Source organism: Cellulosimicrobium cellulans (assembly GCF_024124905.1).
Taxonomy (GTDB): domain Bacteria; phylum Actinomycetota; class Actinomycetes; order Actinomycetales; family Cellulomonadaceae; genus Cellulosimicrobium; species Cellulosimicrobium cellulans_G.
On sequence record NZ_JAMXST010000003.1, the window covers coordinates 221,914 to 237,489 of the forward strand.

Here is a 15,576-nt window from a genome sequence, read left to right on the forward strand (position 1 = left end):
CCGATGGTTCCGGAGATCAACTACTGGGCGGTGCTGGCCGCGACGGTGTCGAGCATGGTCGTGGGCTCGGTCTGGTACACGCCGAAGGTGTTCGGCACGTACTGGATGCGCGTCGCGAAGGTCGTCCCGTCCGGCGAGGGCCGGGACGCCGTCGTGCCGATCGTCGTCACGGTCGTGGTCAGCTTCGTCACCGCCTGGGTGCTCGCCGGGGCGACGTACCTCGCGTGGTCCTTCTACGGCGGCGCCTACCTGGGCAACGCCCTGCTGACCGCCCTCGTGCTGTGGGCGGGGTTCACCGCCGCGCGGTTCGTCACGCACGACGCGTTCGAGGGCCGGCCGGCCGGGCTCACGGTCCTCAACGTCGCGCACGAGCTGGTCACCGTGCTCGTGATGGGCCTGCTGATCGGGCTCGTCACGCCCGCCGGGGTGTAGTCAGGCGGCGAGCCCGACCTCGCGCGGCGAGGGGTCGCCGTCGGGCAGGGCCGACTCGGGGGCGGTGGCCGTGACCGCGCCGGGGACGACCGCGGGGGCCGGGGCCGCCACGTCGTCGACGGTCGCGCGGCGGCGCGCCCGCGCGCGGACGATCACGACGATCGCCTGCACGCCGATGAGGATCCACACGATGTTGGCAGCCACCGACGGCCACACCCCGTTCGCGGCCGCGACCATGCCCATGAGGCCCGCGGCGGTGAGGTTGGTGAGCTGGAACGGGGCGGACGACGCGGCCCAGCGGCCGCGGCTGACCATCGCGTAGGCGACGACTCCGGCGGCGGCGCCGATCCAGCCGAGGAACATGACGAACGCGTCGAGGGTGACGGGCACAGCGGTACTCCGGTGACGAAGAGGGGTGGAGGGGGTACCGCGACGCTGCGGTGGCTGTGCGCTCCGGGCCGATGGCTGGTGGCGCGGGTGGTGCGGAAGCTCGGGCGCCGACCCGTAAGGAGGAGGAGGTAACCGACCGGCGCCACGACAAGTGTGAGGCCTCGCGCGCTTCAGCACAATCGAAGGATTCTGCACCGGCCGTTTAGCATCTCTACATGGCGACGGACCCACGCAGACTTGGCTTTCTCCTTGCCGTGCACCGTGGCGGGGGCATTCTCGCGGCAGCAGACCTTCTGCACGTCACCCCGTCCGCGGTCTCCCAGCAGATCCAGCGGCTCGAGGCCGAGGAGGGCGTCGCGGTCCTCGACCGCGGACCACGTGGCGTGACCCTCACGCCGGCCGGGCGCGTGCTCGCGGAGACGGCCGAACGCATCGAGACGGAGCTCGTCGAGGCGCGCAAGGCGCTCGCCGCGCTCGGCGACGAGGTCATGGGCCGCGTCGCGGTCGGGTCGTTCCAGACGGCGATCCGCGCCGTCGTCGCGCCCGTCGCCGGGCGCCTGGCCGAGACGGCGCCCGGCATCGAGCTCGACGTCCAGGAGCGCGAGCCCACCGAGGCGCTGCGCCTCCTGCGCGCGGGCGAGCTCGACGTCGTGCTCCTGGAGCGCGACTACGAGGCCGACTCCCCCGCGCCGCGCGGCACGCGCGAGATCGTGCTGCTCGACGAGCCGTGGCGGCTCGTTGTCCCCGCCGGGATGTCGACCCCGACCCGCCTCGACGACGTGCGCGACGCCGTCTGGCTGGGTCCCGAGCCCGGCACCGCCGCCGCGCGCGCCCTGCGCCGTCTGGCCCGCGGGCTCGGCGGGACGCTGCGCACGCGGCACAACTACTACGACTTCGACGTCGCGCTGTCCCTCGTCGCGGCCGGGCTCGGCGTCGCGATGCTCCCGGCGCTCGCCGTGGAGGGCGGCGCGTCGGACGAGGTGCCCGACGGCGTCACGGTCGTCGGCCTGCCCGGCCTCGGCTCGCGCCGCCTCGTCGCGCGCCACCGCGCGACCCGGCACGAGCCCCGGCCGGTCGTCTCCGCGGTCCTCGACGAGATGGTCGCCGCCGCGGCCGACATCGCGTTCGCGTGACCTGGTCTCTACCTCGGCGGGAGGTCGAAGCGCGTGGCGCCGTAGGGCTCGGCCGTGCCGAACGCGAACACGCGCTCGGGGATCAGACGGTAGACCGCCCATGGCGGCGGGCCGGCGGACGGTGCGCTGAACTCGGCGGTGAGCGCGTCGCCGTCGACGGTCGCGGGCCACCCGTCGGCGCGGAAGCCGGCCGCCGCGCGTTCCAGGGCCTCGGGGTCCGTGACGCGCTCGGCCCTGCCCTCGACGGTGAGGTCGAACGGCTCCGTCGCGACCGTGAGCGTGCAGCGCGGGTCGCGGTGCAGGTTCCGGTTCTTGCGCGTGCCCTCGCCGGAGCACAGGAAGATCTCCTCGTCGAGGACGAGCGCGCCGAACGGCACGACGTGCGGCTTCCCGTCGGGGTCGGTCGTCGCGAGCCACGTCGTGTGCCGGTTCGGCCCGCCGGACCCGGGCTCCTGCGGGAGCCGGCCGAACAGCGTGTCGTGCACGCGCGCCCACTCGATCGGCGGCGTCCCGTAGCCGTCGAGGTTCTTCACCGTCGGGTCGGCGGTCGTCATCGTCCTGCTCCTCTCGTCCCGGTGCGTCCTCACCGGTCATGACGCGCCAGGGCGCCCGGACTCATCGGTCGGGACGTAGCCTGCCGGGGTGGACGTAGCGGTGGTGGGGGCGACGGGGGACGTCGGCCGGCAGGTGTGCACGCAGATCGTCGAGCGACGGGTGCTCCCGCCGACGGCGCGGCTCCAGCTCGTCGGTCGCGCGGGCGGGGCGTCGGGTCGGGCCGTGCACGGGCTGCGCGCGGACCTGGTCGACGCGTACGACGAGCACGCGCCGCTCCTCGACGTCGCGCACTCCCCCGAGGACGTCACGGCCGACGTGATCGTGGTCGCCGCCGGCCTCACTCCCCCGGCGCGCACGGGCGCCGACCCCGACCGCCGCGTCCTCGCCGCGACGAACGGCGCCGTCCTCGCCGAGTACGCGGACGCGATCGCGCGCCACGGATCGGGGCACGAGGTCGTCGTCGTGGTGACGAACCCCGTGGAGCTCGGCGTCGCCGTCATGGCGGAGCGGCTCGGGCGGCACCGCGTGCTCGGGATGGGCGCGTGGCTCGACACGCTGCGGTTCCGGCGCGAGCTCGCGGTCGAGCTGGGCGTGCGTCGGCACCGCGTCGGCGGGTTCGTCGGTGGCCAGCACGGCGAGGACGCCGTCCCGCTGTGGTCGACGGTCCGCGTCAGCGGTCTCGACGCCGACGAGCGTGCCCGCGCGGTCGCGGCGCTGCGTCGGGGCCGGACGCTCGACGCGCTGCCCGCCGAGATCGCCGCGGCGAAGACCGAGCTGGCGCGCGTCGCGACGGCGGACATGGGTGCGGCGTTCGACCTCATCGACACGTGGCCCGCCGACCTGCGGCTCGTGACGCGACCGTGGATGACGCACCAGTCGGGAGCGAAGACGCCCGCCGGGACGGCCAGCGCGACGGTCGACCTGCTCGAGGTGATCCTCGACGGCCGCGAGATCGTGGTCGCCGGGCAGGTCGCGCTCGACGGCGAGCTCGACGGACGGCTCGACGGACCGCTCGACCGGACTCTCGCGGGGCACGACGGCGTCCCGTACCGCGGCGTGCTCGGCGTCCCGGTGGTCCTCGGGCCGGGCGGGTGGACGCGGGTGCTCCTCGACGACCTGCCCGACGACGAGGCCCGGCGCCTCGCGCACGCGGCGGACGGCATCGAGCGGATGGTCGCCGCGAGCACGGTGCCGCGGGACGACGACCGGCCCGCCGGCCGGGAGCGGGCCCGGACCGGTGCGCCCGTCCCGGGTGCGTCGTCCGCGACCGGCGACCGGGCGCCGTCGGGCCGGGCCGGGGCGGAGGCCGCGTGGGTCGCGACCGTGCACGGCCTCGACCAGCCGGGCACGCTCACGGCGCTGACCGGGGTGTTCTCGACGCGCGGGGTCAGCTTCGACTCGCTCGCGACCGAGCCGGTCGATGACGACGGCCGGGCCGGGCGGATCGTCGTGACCTTCCGCGCGACGCCGCGCCGCACGCGGGCCCTCGAGCGCGCGGTGCGCCGCCTCGCGACGGTCCGGTCGGTCGTCGTCGAGCCCGCGTCGGGTGCGAGTTCTCACAGGGCGGCCCCGCGCGCTGAGCGACCCCGGTAACGAGGTCGCTCCCCGGCGGGAACGCGGGCGAAACCGCGGGTTCCTAGCGTGGGACGCGCCGTCGGGCGCTCCCCTGCCGCGACGTCGCCTCAGAGACCGGAGCCCGCCCATGTCCTACGTCAAGCCCGCCGAGCTCGTCCCGACGATCATCGACGCCGGTGCCAGCAAGGTCCTGCTGTCCACGCGCGACACGCTCGTGCGGTCCGCGATGGGCGGCGCGATCCTCGCGATCGCCGCCGCGTTCGCGGTGACGGTCACGGTCACCACGGGCCACGCGATCCTGGGCGCCGTCCTCTTCCCGGTCGGGTTCATCCTGCTGTACCTGCTCGGGTACGACCTGCTCACCGGCATGTTCGTCCTCGGCCCGCTGGCCTGGCTCGACAAGCGACCCGGCGTCACGGTGCGCGGCGTCCTGCGCAACTGGGGCCTCGTGTTCGTGGGGAACTTCCTCGGCGCGCTCGCCGTCGCGGTGATGATGGCGATCGTCGTCACGTACGGGTTCGACACCCCGCCCAACGAGGTCGGTCAGGCGATCGGGCACATCGGCGAGGGCCGCACGGTCGGGTACGCGGAGCACGGGGCGTCGGGCATGCTCACGCTGTTCGTGCGCGGCATGCTGTGCAACTGGATGGTGTCCATGGGCGTCGTCGGCGCGATGCTCGCGAAGGACGTGCCCGGCAAGGCCGTCGCGATGTGGATGCCCGTGATGCTGTTCTTCTTCATGTCGTTCGAGCACTCGATCGTCAACATGTTCCTGTTCCCGTCCGGGCTGCTGCTCGGCGGCGAGTTCACGATCATGGACTACCTCGTCTGGAACGAGATCCCCACCGTGCTCGGCAACCTCGTCGGCGGGCTGCTCCTCACCGGCCTCCCGCTCTACCTCACCCACGGCCGCCCGGCGTCGCGCCGCCCGGCCCAGGAGTCCCGGCCCGGCCCGACGGCGGAGCGTGAGCTGGTCTCCGAGCCCGCCTGACGCTGGGCCCGCCCGACGCGATCCCGACCCGAGCGCGCGTCACCGGCTCCGGTCGGCCTCGCGCCGCACGGCGCGCGTCCCGACGACGAGCCCCCCGATCGTGAGCGCGAGCGTCAGGCCCGTCGCGACCAGCACGACGACGAGACCTGCCTCGTCGCCGACGAGGAACAGGGCCGGGGCGGCGGCGACGAGCACCCAGCCCGCGGCCTCGCTCAGCGGCCGGGCCGCCCGGTGGGCGGTGCGCCACGCCTCGTCGCTCGCGAGCGTCGTCGCGGTGCGGATCCCGGCGAGCTGGTTGCGCCCGAGGCGCCCGGACGCCGTCGCCCGGGCGCACCAGACGAGCAGGACCCCGGCACCGACGAGCACGAGCAGGAGGACGACGTCGGCGATCGTGTCGGCGGTCATGTCCCCACCCTGTCAGACGGCCGTCACCGGTAGGCGCGGGCCTGGAGCGCGTACATCTCGGCGTACGACCCGCCCGCGGCGGCGAGCTCGTCGTGGGTGCCGAGCTCGGCGACGCGGCCGCCGTCGAGCACGACGATGAGGTCGGCGTCGCGCACGGTCGAGAAGCGGTGCGAGACGAACAGCGTGACGCCGCCGGACGTGCTGCCCGTCCGGTGCGCGGTCTCCGTGAACCGCTCGAACAGCGCGTGCTCCGCGGTCGCGTCGAGCGCGGAGGCGGGCTCGTCGAGCGCGAGCAGGAGGGGGTCGGCGCGCAGCAGCGTGCGGGCCAGACCGAGCGTCTGCCACTGCCCGCCCGAGAGCTGGGCGCCGTCCGCGTAGCTCGTGCCGAGGACCTGGTCCAGGCCGTCGGGCGAGCGCTCGACGATCGGGCGGGCGCGGGCCTCGTCGAGCGCGGCCCACAGGACGTCGTCGTCGTGGAGCGCGTCCACGCGCCCGATCCCGACGTCCTCGCGCAGCGAGAGCTCGAGGCGTGCGAAGTCCTGGAACAGCGTCGCGACGCGCGACTGCCACGCGCCGGGCGCCACCTCGGCGAGGTCCACGCCGTCCGCGAGGATGCGGCCCGACGTCGGCCGGTACAGCCCGCACAGGAGCTTGACCAGGGTGGACTTCCCCGCGCCGTTCTCCCCCACGAGCGCGACGGTCGCGCCCGCGGGCAGCTCGAGGCTGACGCCGTCGAGGACGGGCCGGTCCGCGCCCGGGTAGGCGAAGGTGAGGTTCTCGACGCGCAGGCCGCCGGTGAGGCGATCGGGCAGCTGCCCGGCGGTGGTCGCACCCTCGGCGGGCGCGCCACCCGCGCCGCCGGCCGTGCCGCCACCCGCGACGCCAGCCGCGCCCCGCGGCGTCGCCGTCGCGCGCAGCCGGAGGAGCTTCTCGACCGTCCGTCCGGCGTCCTGCAGGTTGCCGAACAGCGACAGCGCGCCCGCGACCTGCGTGCTGACCTGGATGGCGAGCGTGACGACGAGCACGACCTGGCCGATCGCCGCCGTGCCCGACGCGGCGCTGCGCAGCACGAGGAGGACCGCGGCCCCGTAGGCGAGCGCGAACCACACCTGGCCCGCCGCGCGCAGCAGCGCGGAGCGCCGGTGCGCGCTCCACAGGACCGCGGTCGTGCGGTCCCACGCCGCGCGCTGCCGGTCCGCGACGAGGTGACGCGCGCCGAAGAGCCGGATCTCCTTGGCCGAGGTGCCCGTCGTCCCGGCGGTGACGAGGTGCCGGGAGAGGCGTACGTCGTCGGCCGCGGCGTCGCGCGCCCGGTCGAGCACGCGCTGCGCGCGGTCGGCGAGCCAGACGGGCGGCAGCGCTGCGAGGGGCAGCAGGAGCAGCCACGGCTCGACGAGACCGAGGATGACGGTGGTGACCAGGACCTGGAGCACCATGCCGCCGAGCTGGAGCGTGCCCTCGAGCGCGAGCCGGACCCGCTGCAGGCCCTCGGTCACCGACGTGAGGAGGCGGACACGGTCCGGGTCGTCGAGCTCCGCGAGGTCGGACGAGCCGTGCGTGAGCTGGGCGACCTCGTCCAGCAGGTGAAGCTGCTGGAGGTCCGCGACCTCGAAGTACGACAGGTGGGCGAAGTGGCCCAGCATGAGCTCCGCGACGACGAGGGCCGCCACCGCGCACGCGAGCCCGACGGCGCGCGCGACCTCGGTGTCGACCAGCGCGTCGGTGAAGAGGCCCAGCCCGACGCCGACGAGGGGGCCGGCGAGGAACCCGATCGTCAGCAGCACGCACGCGACCAGCAGGCGGCGCCGGTCGGTCCGCCAGGCGTGGGCGAGCATGAACCGGGCGGCGAGCGCGACGCGCTTCATCGGGCACCTCCGGAGGTCACGGCGGTCGGGGCGCCGGTGGCTCGGGCATCACGGTCGGGACCGAGGTCGGGGTCGGGGCCGTCGGGTGAGCCGTCGCGGAACCGGCGGGCCTGGAGGGTGAAGAGCTCGGCGTAGCGGCCGTCGGCGTCGAGCAGCTCGTCGTGCGTGCCCTGCTCGACGACGCGGCCCTCCGCGACGACGACGATCTGGTCGGCCGGGCGGACCGTCGAGAAGCGGTGCGAGATGACGACGGACGTCACGGCGCGCTCGCCCGCCACCGAGGCGACCGCGCCGTGGGCGAGGAAGCGCTCGAAGAACTCGGCCTCGGCGCGCACGTCGAGCTGCGCCGTCGGCTCGTCCAGGACGAGGACGTCGGCGCCGCCCGCGACCGCGAGGAGGGCGCGTGCCAGGGCGACCCGCTGCCACTGCCCGCCCGAGAGGTCGCGGCCCCCCGCGTACCCGCCGGAGAGCACCGTGTCGGCACCGTCGGCGAGGCCGTCCACGACGCCGTCCGCGCCGGCCGCGACGATCGCCTCGCGCAGCAGGTCGGAGTCGTCGCGCAGCTCGGGCGCGCCGAGCCCGACGTTGTCGGTGACGGAGAGCTCGAGGCGGACGTAGTCCTGGAAGATCAGGGCGAGACGGCGCCGCCACGCCTGGAGCGGGAGGTCGCGCACGTCCACGCCGTCGACGGTGATGCGCCCCCGCGTCGGCTCGTAGAGGCGCGCGAGGAGCTTGGTGGTCGTGGTCTTGCCGGCGCCGTTGAGCCCGACGATCGCCGTCGACGTGCCCGGGACGAGCGTGAGGTCGAGGCCCCGCAGGACCCACGCGCCGTCGTCCGAGTACCGGAACCACACGTCCTCGAAGCGGATCACGCCGTGCGGGACGGGGACGTCGTCGTCCTCCCCGGTGCGCTCGGGCGTGGCCGACCGCAGGCGCTGCTCGAACCGCTCGAGCGCGTCGAACGACAGCAGGCCGAACTGCGTGCGCACGTCGCACTCGGGGAAGTACACGCCGAACCGCAGGGGGATGAGCACCGCCTGGATCGCGACGCCGAGCGCGAAGAGGTCGAGCGTGTCGTCGACGGCGACCAGGACCAGGACGATCGTGCCGCCGACCAGGCCGATCGCCGAGAACCCGACGAACGGCCAGAGCTGGAGCCGACGGTTGACCGCCCACTGCGGCTCGAGGTAGGCCATCGTCTCCCGACGCAGACGGTCGCGCAGCCACCCGAGGACGCCGAGGAGGCGGACCTCCTTGGTGACCCCGGGCGTGGTCGCGAGCTCCCGCAGGTAGTACATCCGGCGCCGCTGGGGGTGGAGAGTCTTCCAGATCGGGGTGAGCTTGCTGAACGTGCCCCGTACCCCCGCGCGCATGGCGAGCGCCGTCGCGAGGATCACGGCACCCGCGACGGGCGAGACGACGGCCGCGACGAGCACCGCCGCGCCGACGACCTGCACGTAGCGGCCGACGAGCGGGACGAGCGCCCCGGCCGCGTCGCCGGGGCTCATGCTCTGGCGCGCGAACGCCGCGCGCGCGTCGGCGACGACGTCGAGCACCTCGGAGTCGTCCAGCAGCGCGAGCGGGGCGTCGGACAGCGCCGCGCCGAGGAGCCGGTCGATGCAGCGCTGGTCGACCCGCCGACCGATCGTCTCGACGATCCCCGCCTGGAACGGCGCGAGGAGCTGCTGCACGACGAGCGCCCCGACCGCGACGCCGAACACCGCGAGGAGGTCGCTCCACCCGGCGCTCGCCGCGCCGTCGGTCATGCTCGGCAGGAGGAAGAGCACGCGGCCCAGGGCGACGATGGACACGAGCGGCAGGAGGGCGAGGAGGACGGTCAGCGCGAGGCCCGCCGCGACGATGGGGACGCCTGCGTGCCGCAGCAGCCCCCACATGGTCGTCCAGCGTCGGACCCGCTCCCCCAGCGGCGGCTGCGAGGCCGCACCTTCGGTCGTCATGGCTCCCCCACCCGCGTCGCTCCGTCGCCTCGTCCGCCGCGACGCTAGCGCGGATCGTTCGGGGTCCGTAGTTATTACCCGTTCGATGAGACGGCCGTGGTGCCCGCGGCGCGGCACGCGCCGGGGCCCGACCGGTATGATCGAGCCCACAACTGCAGTACAGCCGCCCGAACCACGACGGGAGAGCTCGGCGCCACGGTCCAGCGGGCCGCCGCCGGCGCCGAAGGAGCAAACCCTCCCCGGGAATCTCTCAGGCCCCCGTACCGTCGTGGCGAGGCAACTCTGGAAAGCGGCCGTGCGCTCGTCGGACCCCCGGCGGTCGCGGCCCACCGACGGTGCAAGTCGGCGCGCCCCGGCCCTCGCGGCACGGCGGACCGGCAAAACTCTCAGGTCGACGCGTGCGTCCGATGACAGAGCGGGGAGGGACCCGCCGTCGTCCCCTCCACCGGGAGTCCCTCGTGACCCAGCCGTCCTTCGACCCCAGCTCACGGCACAACGCCGCGACCGGTGCGTTCGCGCCGCGCCACCTCGGCCCGCGCGGGCGAGAGGTCGGCGTGATGCTCGACCAGCTCGGCTACGCCTCGCTCGACGCGCTCGTCGACGCGGCCGTCCCGGCGTCGATCCGCACCGAGCGCGCGCTCGACCTGCCCGCCGCGCGCACCGAGACCGAGGTGCTGGACCACCTGCGCGCGCTGGCCGGCAAGAACGTCGTCAAGACGCAGATGATCGGGCTCGGCTACTACGGCACCGTCACTCCCCCGGTGATCCGCCGCAACGTCCTCGAGTCCCCCGCCTGGTACACCGCGTACACGCCGTACCAGCCGGAGATCTCGCAGGGCCGCCTCGAGGCGCTGCTCAACTTCCAGCAGGTCGTCGAGGACCTCACGGGCCTGGACGTCGCGAACGCGTCGCTCCTCGACGAGGCCACCGCGGTCGCGGAGGCCGTCGCGCTCATGTGGCGTGCCTCGCGCGCGAAGAGCGGCTACGTGGCCCTGGACGCCGACCTCTTCCCGCAGACGCTCGCCGTGACGCTCGGTCGCGCGCACGCCGTCGGCCTTCCCGTGGTGGTCGCGGACCTCTCGGGCGGCCTGGACGTCGGCCTCGCCGCCGCCCGCGCGGCGGGGGGCTTCCCCGCCGAGGTGGACGACGCCGCGCAGCTCGTGGGCGTCGTCGTCCAGCAGTCCGGGGCGTCGGGCCGTGTCGTGGACTGGCGTCCCGTGGTGGCGGAGGCCAAGGACGCGGGCGCGCTCGTCACCGTGGCGAGCGACCTGCTCGCCCTGACGCTGCTGGTCTCTCCCGGCGAGCTCGGCGCCGACGTGTCGGTGGGCTCGGCTCAGCGGTTCGGCGTCCCGCTGTTCTACGGCGGTCCGCACGCCGCGTTCATGGCGGTCCGCAAGGGTCTGGAACGGTCCCTCCCCGGCCGGCTCGTGGGCGTCTCGATCGACGCCGACGGCGACACCGCCTACCGGCTCGCGCTCCAGACCCGTGAACAGCACATCCGCCGCGAGAAGGCGACGAGCAACATCTGCACCGCGCAGGCGCTCCTCGCCATCGTGGCGTCGATGTACGCCGTCTACCACGGCCCCGACGGCCTCCGCGCGATCGCCGAGCGCACCCACGCCCACGCCACGACCCTCGCCGACGCCCTGCGCGCGGGCGGGGTCACCGTCGAGCACGACACGTTCTTCGACACCGTCCGCACCGTCGTCCCTGGCCGCGCGGAGGCCGTCGTCGCTGCAGCCGCAGCTGCTGGCGTGAACCTGTACAACCCCGACGCTCATCATGTACAGATCGCCTGCGACGAGACCACCACCGCCGCTACCCTCGCCACGGTACTGGCGGCCTTCGGCCTCACAGACCAGGCCTCTACCTCGCCAGACCAGGCCTCTACCTCGCCGGACCAGGCCTCTACCTCGCGAGGTGGAGGCGTGGTCACGAGCGGTGGTGAGGCGGACGGCGAGGCCGCCGTCCCCACCGGCGGCGTCTCGGACGCCCTGCCCGCGGCGCTCCGGCGCGAGACGAGCTACCTCCAGCACCCGATCTTCCACCTGCACCGCTCGGAGACCTCGATGCTCCGCTACCTGCGGCGGCTCTCGGACAAGGACCTCGCGCTGGACCGCACGATGATCCCGCTGGGCTCGTGCACCATGAAGCTCAACGCGACGGCCGAGATGGAGGCGATCTCCTGGCCGGGGTTCGCGGACCTGCACCCGTACGTGCCCGCCGACCAGGCGCTCGGCTACGCGGAGCTCATCGACGGCCTGGAGTCGGCGCTCGCCGAGATCACGGGCTACGCGGGCGTCTCGGTGCAGCCCAACGCGGGCTCGCAGGGCGAGTTCGCGGGCCTGCTGGCGATCCGTGACTACCACGTGTCGCGCGGCGACACGGAGCGCGACGTGTGCCTCATCCCGGCGTCGGCGCACGGGACGAACGCGGCGTCGGCGGCCCTGGCGGGCCTGAAGGTCGACGTGGTGAGGACCGCGGAGAGCGGCGAAGTGGACCTCGACGACCTGCGGGCGAAGCTCGCCGACCACGGCCCCCGGGTCGCGGCGATCATGATCACGTACCCCTCGACGCACGGCGTCTACGAGGAGCACGTGCGCGAGGTGTGCGACCTCGTACACGAGGCTGGCGGCCAGGTGTACATCGACGGCGCGAACCTCAACGCGCTCGTGGGCCTCGCGCGCCCGGGCGAGTTCGGCGGCGACGTCTCGCACCTGAACCTGCACAAGACGTTCTGCATCCCGCACGGCGGGGGCGGCCCCGGCGTCGGCCCGGTCGCGGTCGCCGAGCACCTCGTGCCGTTCCTCCCGGGCGACCCGCTCGCGCCGACGGCGGACGCGGGAGGAGCAGGAGCGGTACCCCAGGCCACGCCGGTCTCCGCGACGCGGTACGGCTCGGCGGGGATCCTGCCGATCTCGTACGCGTACGTCGCGCTCATGGGCCCCGACGGGCTGACCGAGGCGACGAAGACGGCGGTGCTCACGGCGAACTACGTCGCGAGCCGCCTTGCGGACCACTACCCGGTGCTCTACACGGGGCCGGCCGGGCTCGTCGCGCACGAGTGCATCCTCGACCTGCGCGGGATCACGGCGGAGACGGGCGTGACGGCGGAGGACGTCGCGAAGCGCCTCATGGACTACGGGTTCCACGCGCCGACGCTGTCGTTCCCGGTCGCGGGCACGCTCATGGTCGAGCCGACCGAGAGCGAGGACCTGGCCGAGCTCGACCGGTTCGTCGACGCGCTGATCGCGATCTGCGGCGAGATCGACGCCGTCTCCTCGGGCCGCTGGAGCGTGGAGGAGTCGCCCCTGCGCGGCGCCCCGCACACCGCGGCGGCGCTCGTCGCCGAGGCGTGGGACAAGCCGTACTCGCGCGAGCTCGCGGCGTACCCGGTCGCGAGCCTGCGCGCCGGGAAGTACTGGCCGCCGGTGCGCCGCATCGACGGCGCGCGGGGCGACCGCAACCTGGTGTGCTCGTGCCCGCCGGTGGAGTCCTACGTGACGGGAGACCTCGCATGACCGACCAGCAGACCGACCAGCCGACCGGAGACCCGACGGGCCGGCCGGCCGACGAGCCGACGGACAAGCCGACGGACAAGCACAGCCCGCTGCACGACGAGCACGTCGCGCTGGGCGCGAACCTCACGAGCTTCGGCGGCTGGCAGATGCCGCTGCGCTACACGTCCGACCTCGCGGAGCACCGCGCGGTCCGTGAGGCCGCGGGCCTGTTCGACCTCTCGCACATGGGGGAGATCGAGGTCGCGGGACCGCAGGCCGCGGCCGCGCTGGACCACGCGCTCGTCGGCAACCTCACGGCGGTCACGCCGGGTCGGGCTCGGTACACGATGATCTGCCAGGAGGACGGGGCGGTCCTCGACGACCTCGTCGTGTACCGGCTCGACGACGAGCGCTTCCTCGTCGTCGCGAACGCGGGGAACGCGGACCTGGTCGCGCGCGAGCTGGTCGAGCGCGCCGCCGGCTTCGACGCCACGGTCACGGACCAGGGTGCGGGCACGGCGCTCGTCGCGGTCCAGGGCCCCCGCGCGGAGGAGATCGTCGTCGGGCTGACGGACGTCGCTGGCGCGGACGCCGGCTCGGACGCTGCCGAGACCGTGCGCGGGCTGAAGTACTACGCGGCCGCCCCGCTCGCACTGCGGACGGACGCCGGTCCGGTCGACGCGCTCGTCGCGCGCACCGGGTACACGGGGGAGGACGGCTTCGAGCTGTTCGTGCCCGCGGACCGTGCGGCCGACCTGTGGCACGCGGTGCTCGCGGCCGGTGCGCCGCTGGGCCTCGTGCCGGCCGGCCTGTCCGCGCGCGACTCCCTGCGCCTGGAGGCGGGCATGCCGCTGTACGGGCACGAGCTCGACACGACGACCACGCCGTACGAGGCGGGTCTCGGTCGCGTGGTCAAGCTCGACAAGGTCGCCGCCGACGGCACGCCGCTCGAGTTCGTCGGTCGGACCGCGCTCGCCGCGCGCCGGGAGTCCGCGCCCGCGCGGGTGCTCGTCGGCCTGAAGGGGCTGGGGCGCCGTCCTGCCCGGGCGGGCTACGCCGTCGTGCTGCCCGGGGGAGCGGTGGGGGAGTCGGCGCGTCGCGTGGGCACCGTGACCTCGGGGGCGCCGTCGCCGACGCTGGGGTACCCGATCGCGCTGGCGTACGTGACGCCCGAGCTCTCGGCGGAGGGCACCGAGCTCGCCGTCGACGTGCGCGGCCGGGCCGAGCCCGTGGTGGTCGTGCCGCTCCCGTTCTACCGTCGTCCCCAGCAGTCCTGACCCCGCAGTCGTCCCGAAGAGCTCGAAGGAGAACCCCATGACCGAGGCCCAGTTCCCGGCCCACCTGCAGTACACGGCGGAGCACGAGTGGATCGACGGCTCGAACCCGGCCGTCGTCGGCATCACCGCGACGGCGGCCGAGGCGCTCGGCGACATCGTCTACCTGGAGCTGCCGGAGGTGGGTGCCGAGGTGACCGCGGGGAGCGTCATCGGCGAGGTGGAGTCCACCAAGTCCGTGTCGGAGCTCTTCTCGCCCGTCACGGGCACCGTCGTCGAGGTGAACCAGGCCGCGATCGACGACCCGGCGGTCGTCAACTCCGACCCGTACACCGACGGCTGGCTCTTCAAGGTCGACGTGGTGGAGACGGGGGACCTGCTCACCCCGGACCAGTACGCGGCGCACGTCGGGAGCTGATCTCCTGGACGAAGTGTGACGTAGATCACACCGCTGAACCGGCGTCAGACGGCCTGTGGAGACCTTCCACCGCGCCGTCCGGCGCCGGTTCCGTCTGTCCGGAAAAGCCCTCTGACCTGCGAAGACCCGGCCACGCGCGACTCGGCCGACCGGCTTCTGACGTTCGGTCAGATCTCGGGGTGAAAAGTCGCGTCATGAACGGGACCTTCGTCCATCTCTTCTTGTAGCAACACACCGGAACTCGCCACGTGGGGATGACGTGACCGGAGAGCACCTGGAGGAGAACATGAGCACGATCGAGCTGGTCCGCCCCGTGGCGGCCCCGTCGGAGATGATCGCCACGCCGATCGCTCCGCTGACCCGCCGCGAGCGGGTCGTCCTGTCCAACCTGTCTGAGGACGTCACGCTCGAGCAGATCGCCACCAAGCTCTTCGTCACGCGCAACACGGTCAAGTCGCAGGTCCGCAGCCTCTACCGCAAGCTCGGGGTCTCGACCCGCGCCGAGGCCGTCGCCTGGGCGCGGGCGGCCGGCCTGCGCTGACCGACGGCCCGTCCACGCCGGCGGGCCGTCGGCGTGACCGCGTCACCCGCACGACACGACGCCGTGCGACACTCCGCGTATGACTCTGCGCAGACTGGTGGTGGCCGCGGCGATCGTCGACGATCTCGTCGCTCCGCGGCTCCTGCTCAGCGCGCGCCGGTCACGGCCGTCGCACCTCGCAGGTCGCTGGGAGTTCCCCGGGGGCAAGGTCGACCCCGGTGAGACCCCGACGCAGGCGCTGCACCGCGAGCTGCGCGAGGAGCTGGGCGTCGCCGTCGAGCTCGGTGACGAGCTCGTGGGGCCCGACCACGGGACGTGGATCATCACGGACCGGCACGTCATGCGCCTGTGGTTCGCCCGGATCACCGCCGGGGAGCCCCAGCCGCTCGTGGAGCACGACGCGCTGACCTGGCTCGACGCCGGGTCCTGGCTGACCGTCCCGTGGCTCGACGCCGACGTCCGGATCGTCGAGGCGCTCGCACGCCAGGTGGCGGCCGAGGCGGTCTGAGCCGTCTGACGCGGCACCCCGTGCCCGAGAG

At 74.2% G+C, this 15,576-nt stretch carries 14 protein-coding genes and 1 riboswitch; of the genes, 9 read left to right on the forward strand and 5 right to left on the reverse strand.

What is annotated here, in order from left to right; all coding sequences use genetic code 11:
- Window positions 1-3: 3 nt before the first annotated feature.
- On the forward strand, window positions 4-432 hold the full coding sequence (locus tag NHH00_RS09720; RefSeq protein WP_253051645.1) for a DUF1761 domain-containing protein: 429 nt from the start codon (window positions 4-6) through the stop codon (window positions 430-432).
- Here NHH00_RS09720 and NHH00_RS09725 read toward each other — a convergent pair whose 3' ends face one another.
- The gene (locus NHH00_RS09725; protein WP_253051646.1) at window positions 433-822 is read right to left on the reverse strand and encodes a CBU_0592 family membrane protein; all 390 of its coding nucleotides are present in this window, start codon (window positions 820-822) and stop codon (window positions 433-435) included.
- 215 nt (window positions 823-1,037) lie between these two features.
- Here NHH00_RS09725 and NHH00_RS09730 point away from each other — a divergent pair, with 215 nt between their 5' ends.
- Entirely contained in the window at window positions 1,038-1,955 is a 918-nt protein-coding gene (locus tag NHH00_RS09730; RefSeq protein WP_253051647.1) for a LysR family transcriptional regulator, read from the forward strand.
- 8 nt (window positions 1,956-1,963) lie between these two features.
- On the opposite strand, the gene NHH00_RS09735 is transcribed toward NHH00_RS09730, so the two are convergent.
- Entirely contained in the window at window positions 1,964-2,509 is a 546-nt protein-coding gene (locus NHH00_RS09735; protein ID WP_253051648.1) for a pyridoxamine 5'-phosphate oxidase family protein, read from the reverse strand.
- A gap of 88 nt (window positions 2,510-2,597) precedes the next feature.
- Here NHH00_RS09735 and NHH00_RS09740 point away from each other — a divergent pair, with 88 nt between their 5' ends.
- Both NHH00_RS09740 and NHH00_RS09745 read left to right on the forward strand, forming a co-directional pair.
- Entirely contained in the window at window positions 2,598-4,103 is a 1,506-nt protein-coding gene (locus tag NHH00_RS09740; RefSeq protein ID WP_253051650.1) for a lactate/malate family dehydrogenase, read from the forward strand.
- A 109-nt stretch (window positions 4,104-4,212) separates the two neighbouring features.
- Window positions 4,213-5,076 (forward strand): formate/nitrite transporter family protein, encoded by an 864-nt coding sequence (locus NHH00_RS09745; protein WP_253051651.1) that lies wholly within the window; start codon window positions 4,213-4,215, stop codon window positions 5,074-5,076.
- 39 nt (window positions 5,077-5,115) lie between these two features.
- Here NHH00_RS09745 and NHH00_RS09750 read toward each other — a convergent pair whose 3' ends face one another.
- From NHH00_RS09750 to NHH00_RS09760, 3 genes are read right to left on the reverse strand one after another with little or no spacing between them, the layout of a single operon-like run.
- Window positions 5,116-5,481 carry an SdpI family protein gene (locus NHH00_RS09750; RefSeq protein ID WP_253051652.1) on the reverse strand — a complete coding sequence of 122 codons (366 nt, stop codon included), beginning with the start codon at window positions 5,479-5,481 and terminating at the stop codon, window positions 5,116-5,118.
- A gap of 23 nt (window positions 5,482-5,504) precedes the next feature.
- Window positions 5,505-7,346 (reverse strand): ABC transporter ATP-binding protein, encoded by a 1,842-nt coding sequence (locus tag NHH00_RS09755; protein WP_253051653.1) that lies wholly within the window; start codon window positions 7,344-7,346, stop codon window positions 5,505-5,507.
- Window positions 7,343-9,304, reverse strand: coding sequence for an ATP-binding cassette domain-containing protein (locus NHH00_RS09760; protein WP_253051654.1), 1,962 nt, complete (start codon window positions 9,302-9,304; stop codon window positions 7,343-7,345). The genes NHH00_RS09755 and NHH00_RS09760 overlap by 4 nt, the downstream gene beginning before the upstream one ends.
- A 168-nt stretch (window positions 9,305-9,472) precedes the next feature.
- Window positions 9,473-9,580, forward strand: a riboswitch (glycine riboswitch).
- A gap of 131 nt (window positions 9,581-9,711) precedes the next feature.
- Between NHH00_RS09760 and gcvPB the strand changes: the two genes are divergently transcribed.
- The 5 genes from gcvPB to NHH00_RS09785 all read left to right on the forward strand — a co-directional run bounded on the left by gcvPB (window position 9,712) and on the right by NHH00_RS09785 (window position 15,545).
- Window positions 9,712-12,825 carry an aminomethyl-transferring glycine dehydrogenase subunit GcvPB gene (gene gcvPB, locus NHH00_RS09765; protein ID WP_253051655.1) on the forward strand — a complete coding sequence of 1,038 codons (3,114 nt, stop codon included), beginning with the start codon at window positions 9,712-9,714 and terminating at the stop codon, window positions 12,823-12,825.
- The gene (gene gcvT, locus NHH00_RS09770) at window positions 12,822-14,081 is read left to right on the forward strand and encodes a glycine cleavage system aminomethyltransferase GcvT (protein ID WP_253051656.1); all 1,260 of its coding nucleotides are present in this window, start codon (window positions 12,822-12,824) and stop codon (window positions 14,079-14,081) included. The genes gcvPB and gcvT overlap by 4 nt, the downstream gene beginning before the upstream one ends.
- Before the next feature lie 37 nt (window positions 14,082-14,118).
- Window positions 14,119-14,496, forward strand: coding sequence for a glycine cleavage system protein GcvH (gene gcvH / locus NHH00_RS09775; protein ID WP_253051657.1), 378 nt, complete (start codon window positions 14,119-14,121; stop codon window positions 14,494-14,496).
- Between the two features lie 331 nt (window positions 14,497-14,827).
- The gene (locus tag NHH00_RS09780; protein ID WP_253052488.1) at window positions 14,828-15,037 is read left to right on the forward strand and encodes a helix-turn-helix domain-containing protein; all 210 of its coding nucleotides are present in this window, start codon (window positions 14,828-14,830) and stop codon (window positions 15,035-15,037) included.
- Between the two features lie 79 nt (window positions 15,038-15,116).
- A complete protein-coding gene (locus NHH00_RS09785) occupies window positions 15,117-15,545 on the forward strand; it encodes a (deoxy)nucleoside triphosphate pyrophosphohydrolase (RefSeq protein WP_253051658.1) in 429 nt (142 codons plus the stop codon).
- The last annotated feature ends 31 nt before the right edge of the window (window positions 15,546-15,576 follow it).

What these genes read in the sequence shown, in the direction of transcription:
- NHH00_RS09745 (WP_253051651.1), top strand. Translation starts at nt 4,213, where the DNA reads ATGTCCTACGTCAAGCCCGCCGAGCTCGTCCCGACGATCATCGACGCC.
- gcvPB (WP_253051655.1), top strand. Translation starts at nt 9,712, where the DNA reads ATGACAGAGCGGGGAGGGACCCGCCGTCGTCCCCTCCACCGGGAGTCC.
- NHH00_RS09760 (WP_253051654.1), bottom strand. Translation starts at nt 9,304, where the DNA reads ATGACGACCGAAGGTGCGGCCTCGCAGCCGCCGCTGGGGGAGCGGGTC.
- NHH00_RS09750 (WP_253051652.1), bottom strand. Translation starts at nt 5,481, where the DNA reads ATGACCGCCGACACGATCGCCGACGTCGTCCTCCTGCTCGTGCTCGTC.
- NHH00_RS09735 (WP_253051648.1), bottom strand. Translation starts at nt 2,509, where the DNA reads ATGACGACCGCCGACCCGACGGTGAAGAACCTCGACGGCTACGGGACG.
- NHH00_RS09720 (WP_253051645.1), top strand. Translation starts at nt 4, where the DNA reads ATGGTTCCGGAGATCAACTACTGGGCGGTGCTGGCCGCGACGGTGTCG.
- NHH00_RS09785 (WP_253051658.1), top strand. Translation starts at nt 15,117, where the DNA reads ATGACTCTGCGCAGACTGGTGGTGGCCGCGGCGATCGTCGACGATCTC.
- NHH00_RS09780 (WP_253052488.1), top strand. Translation starts at nt 14,828, where the DNA reads ATGATCGCCACGCCGATCGCTCCGCTGACCCGCCGCGAGCGGGTCGTC.
- NHH00_RS09755 (WP_253051653.1), bottom strand. Translation starts at nt 7,346, where the DNA reads ATGAAGCGCGTCGCGCTCGCCGCCCGGTTCATGCTCGCCCACGCCTGG.
- gcvH (WP_253051657.1), top strand. Translation starts at nt 14,119, where the DNA reads ATGACCGAGGCCCAGTTCCCGGCCCACCTGCAGTACACGGCGGAGCAC.
- gcvT (WP_253051656.1), top strand. Translation starts at nt 12,822, where the DNA reads ATGACCGACCAGCAGACCGACCAGCCGACCGGAGACCCGACGGGCCGG.
- NHH00_RS09730 (WP_253051647.1), top strand. Translation starts at nt 1,038, where the DNA reads ATGGCGACGGACCCACGCAGACTTGGCTTTCTCCTTGCCGTGCACCGT.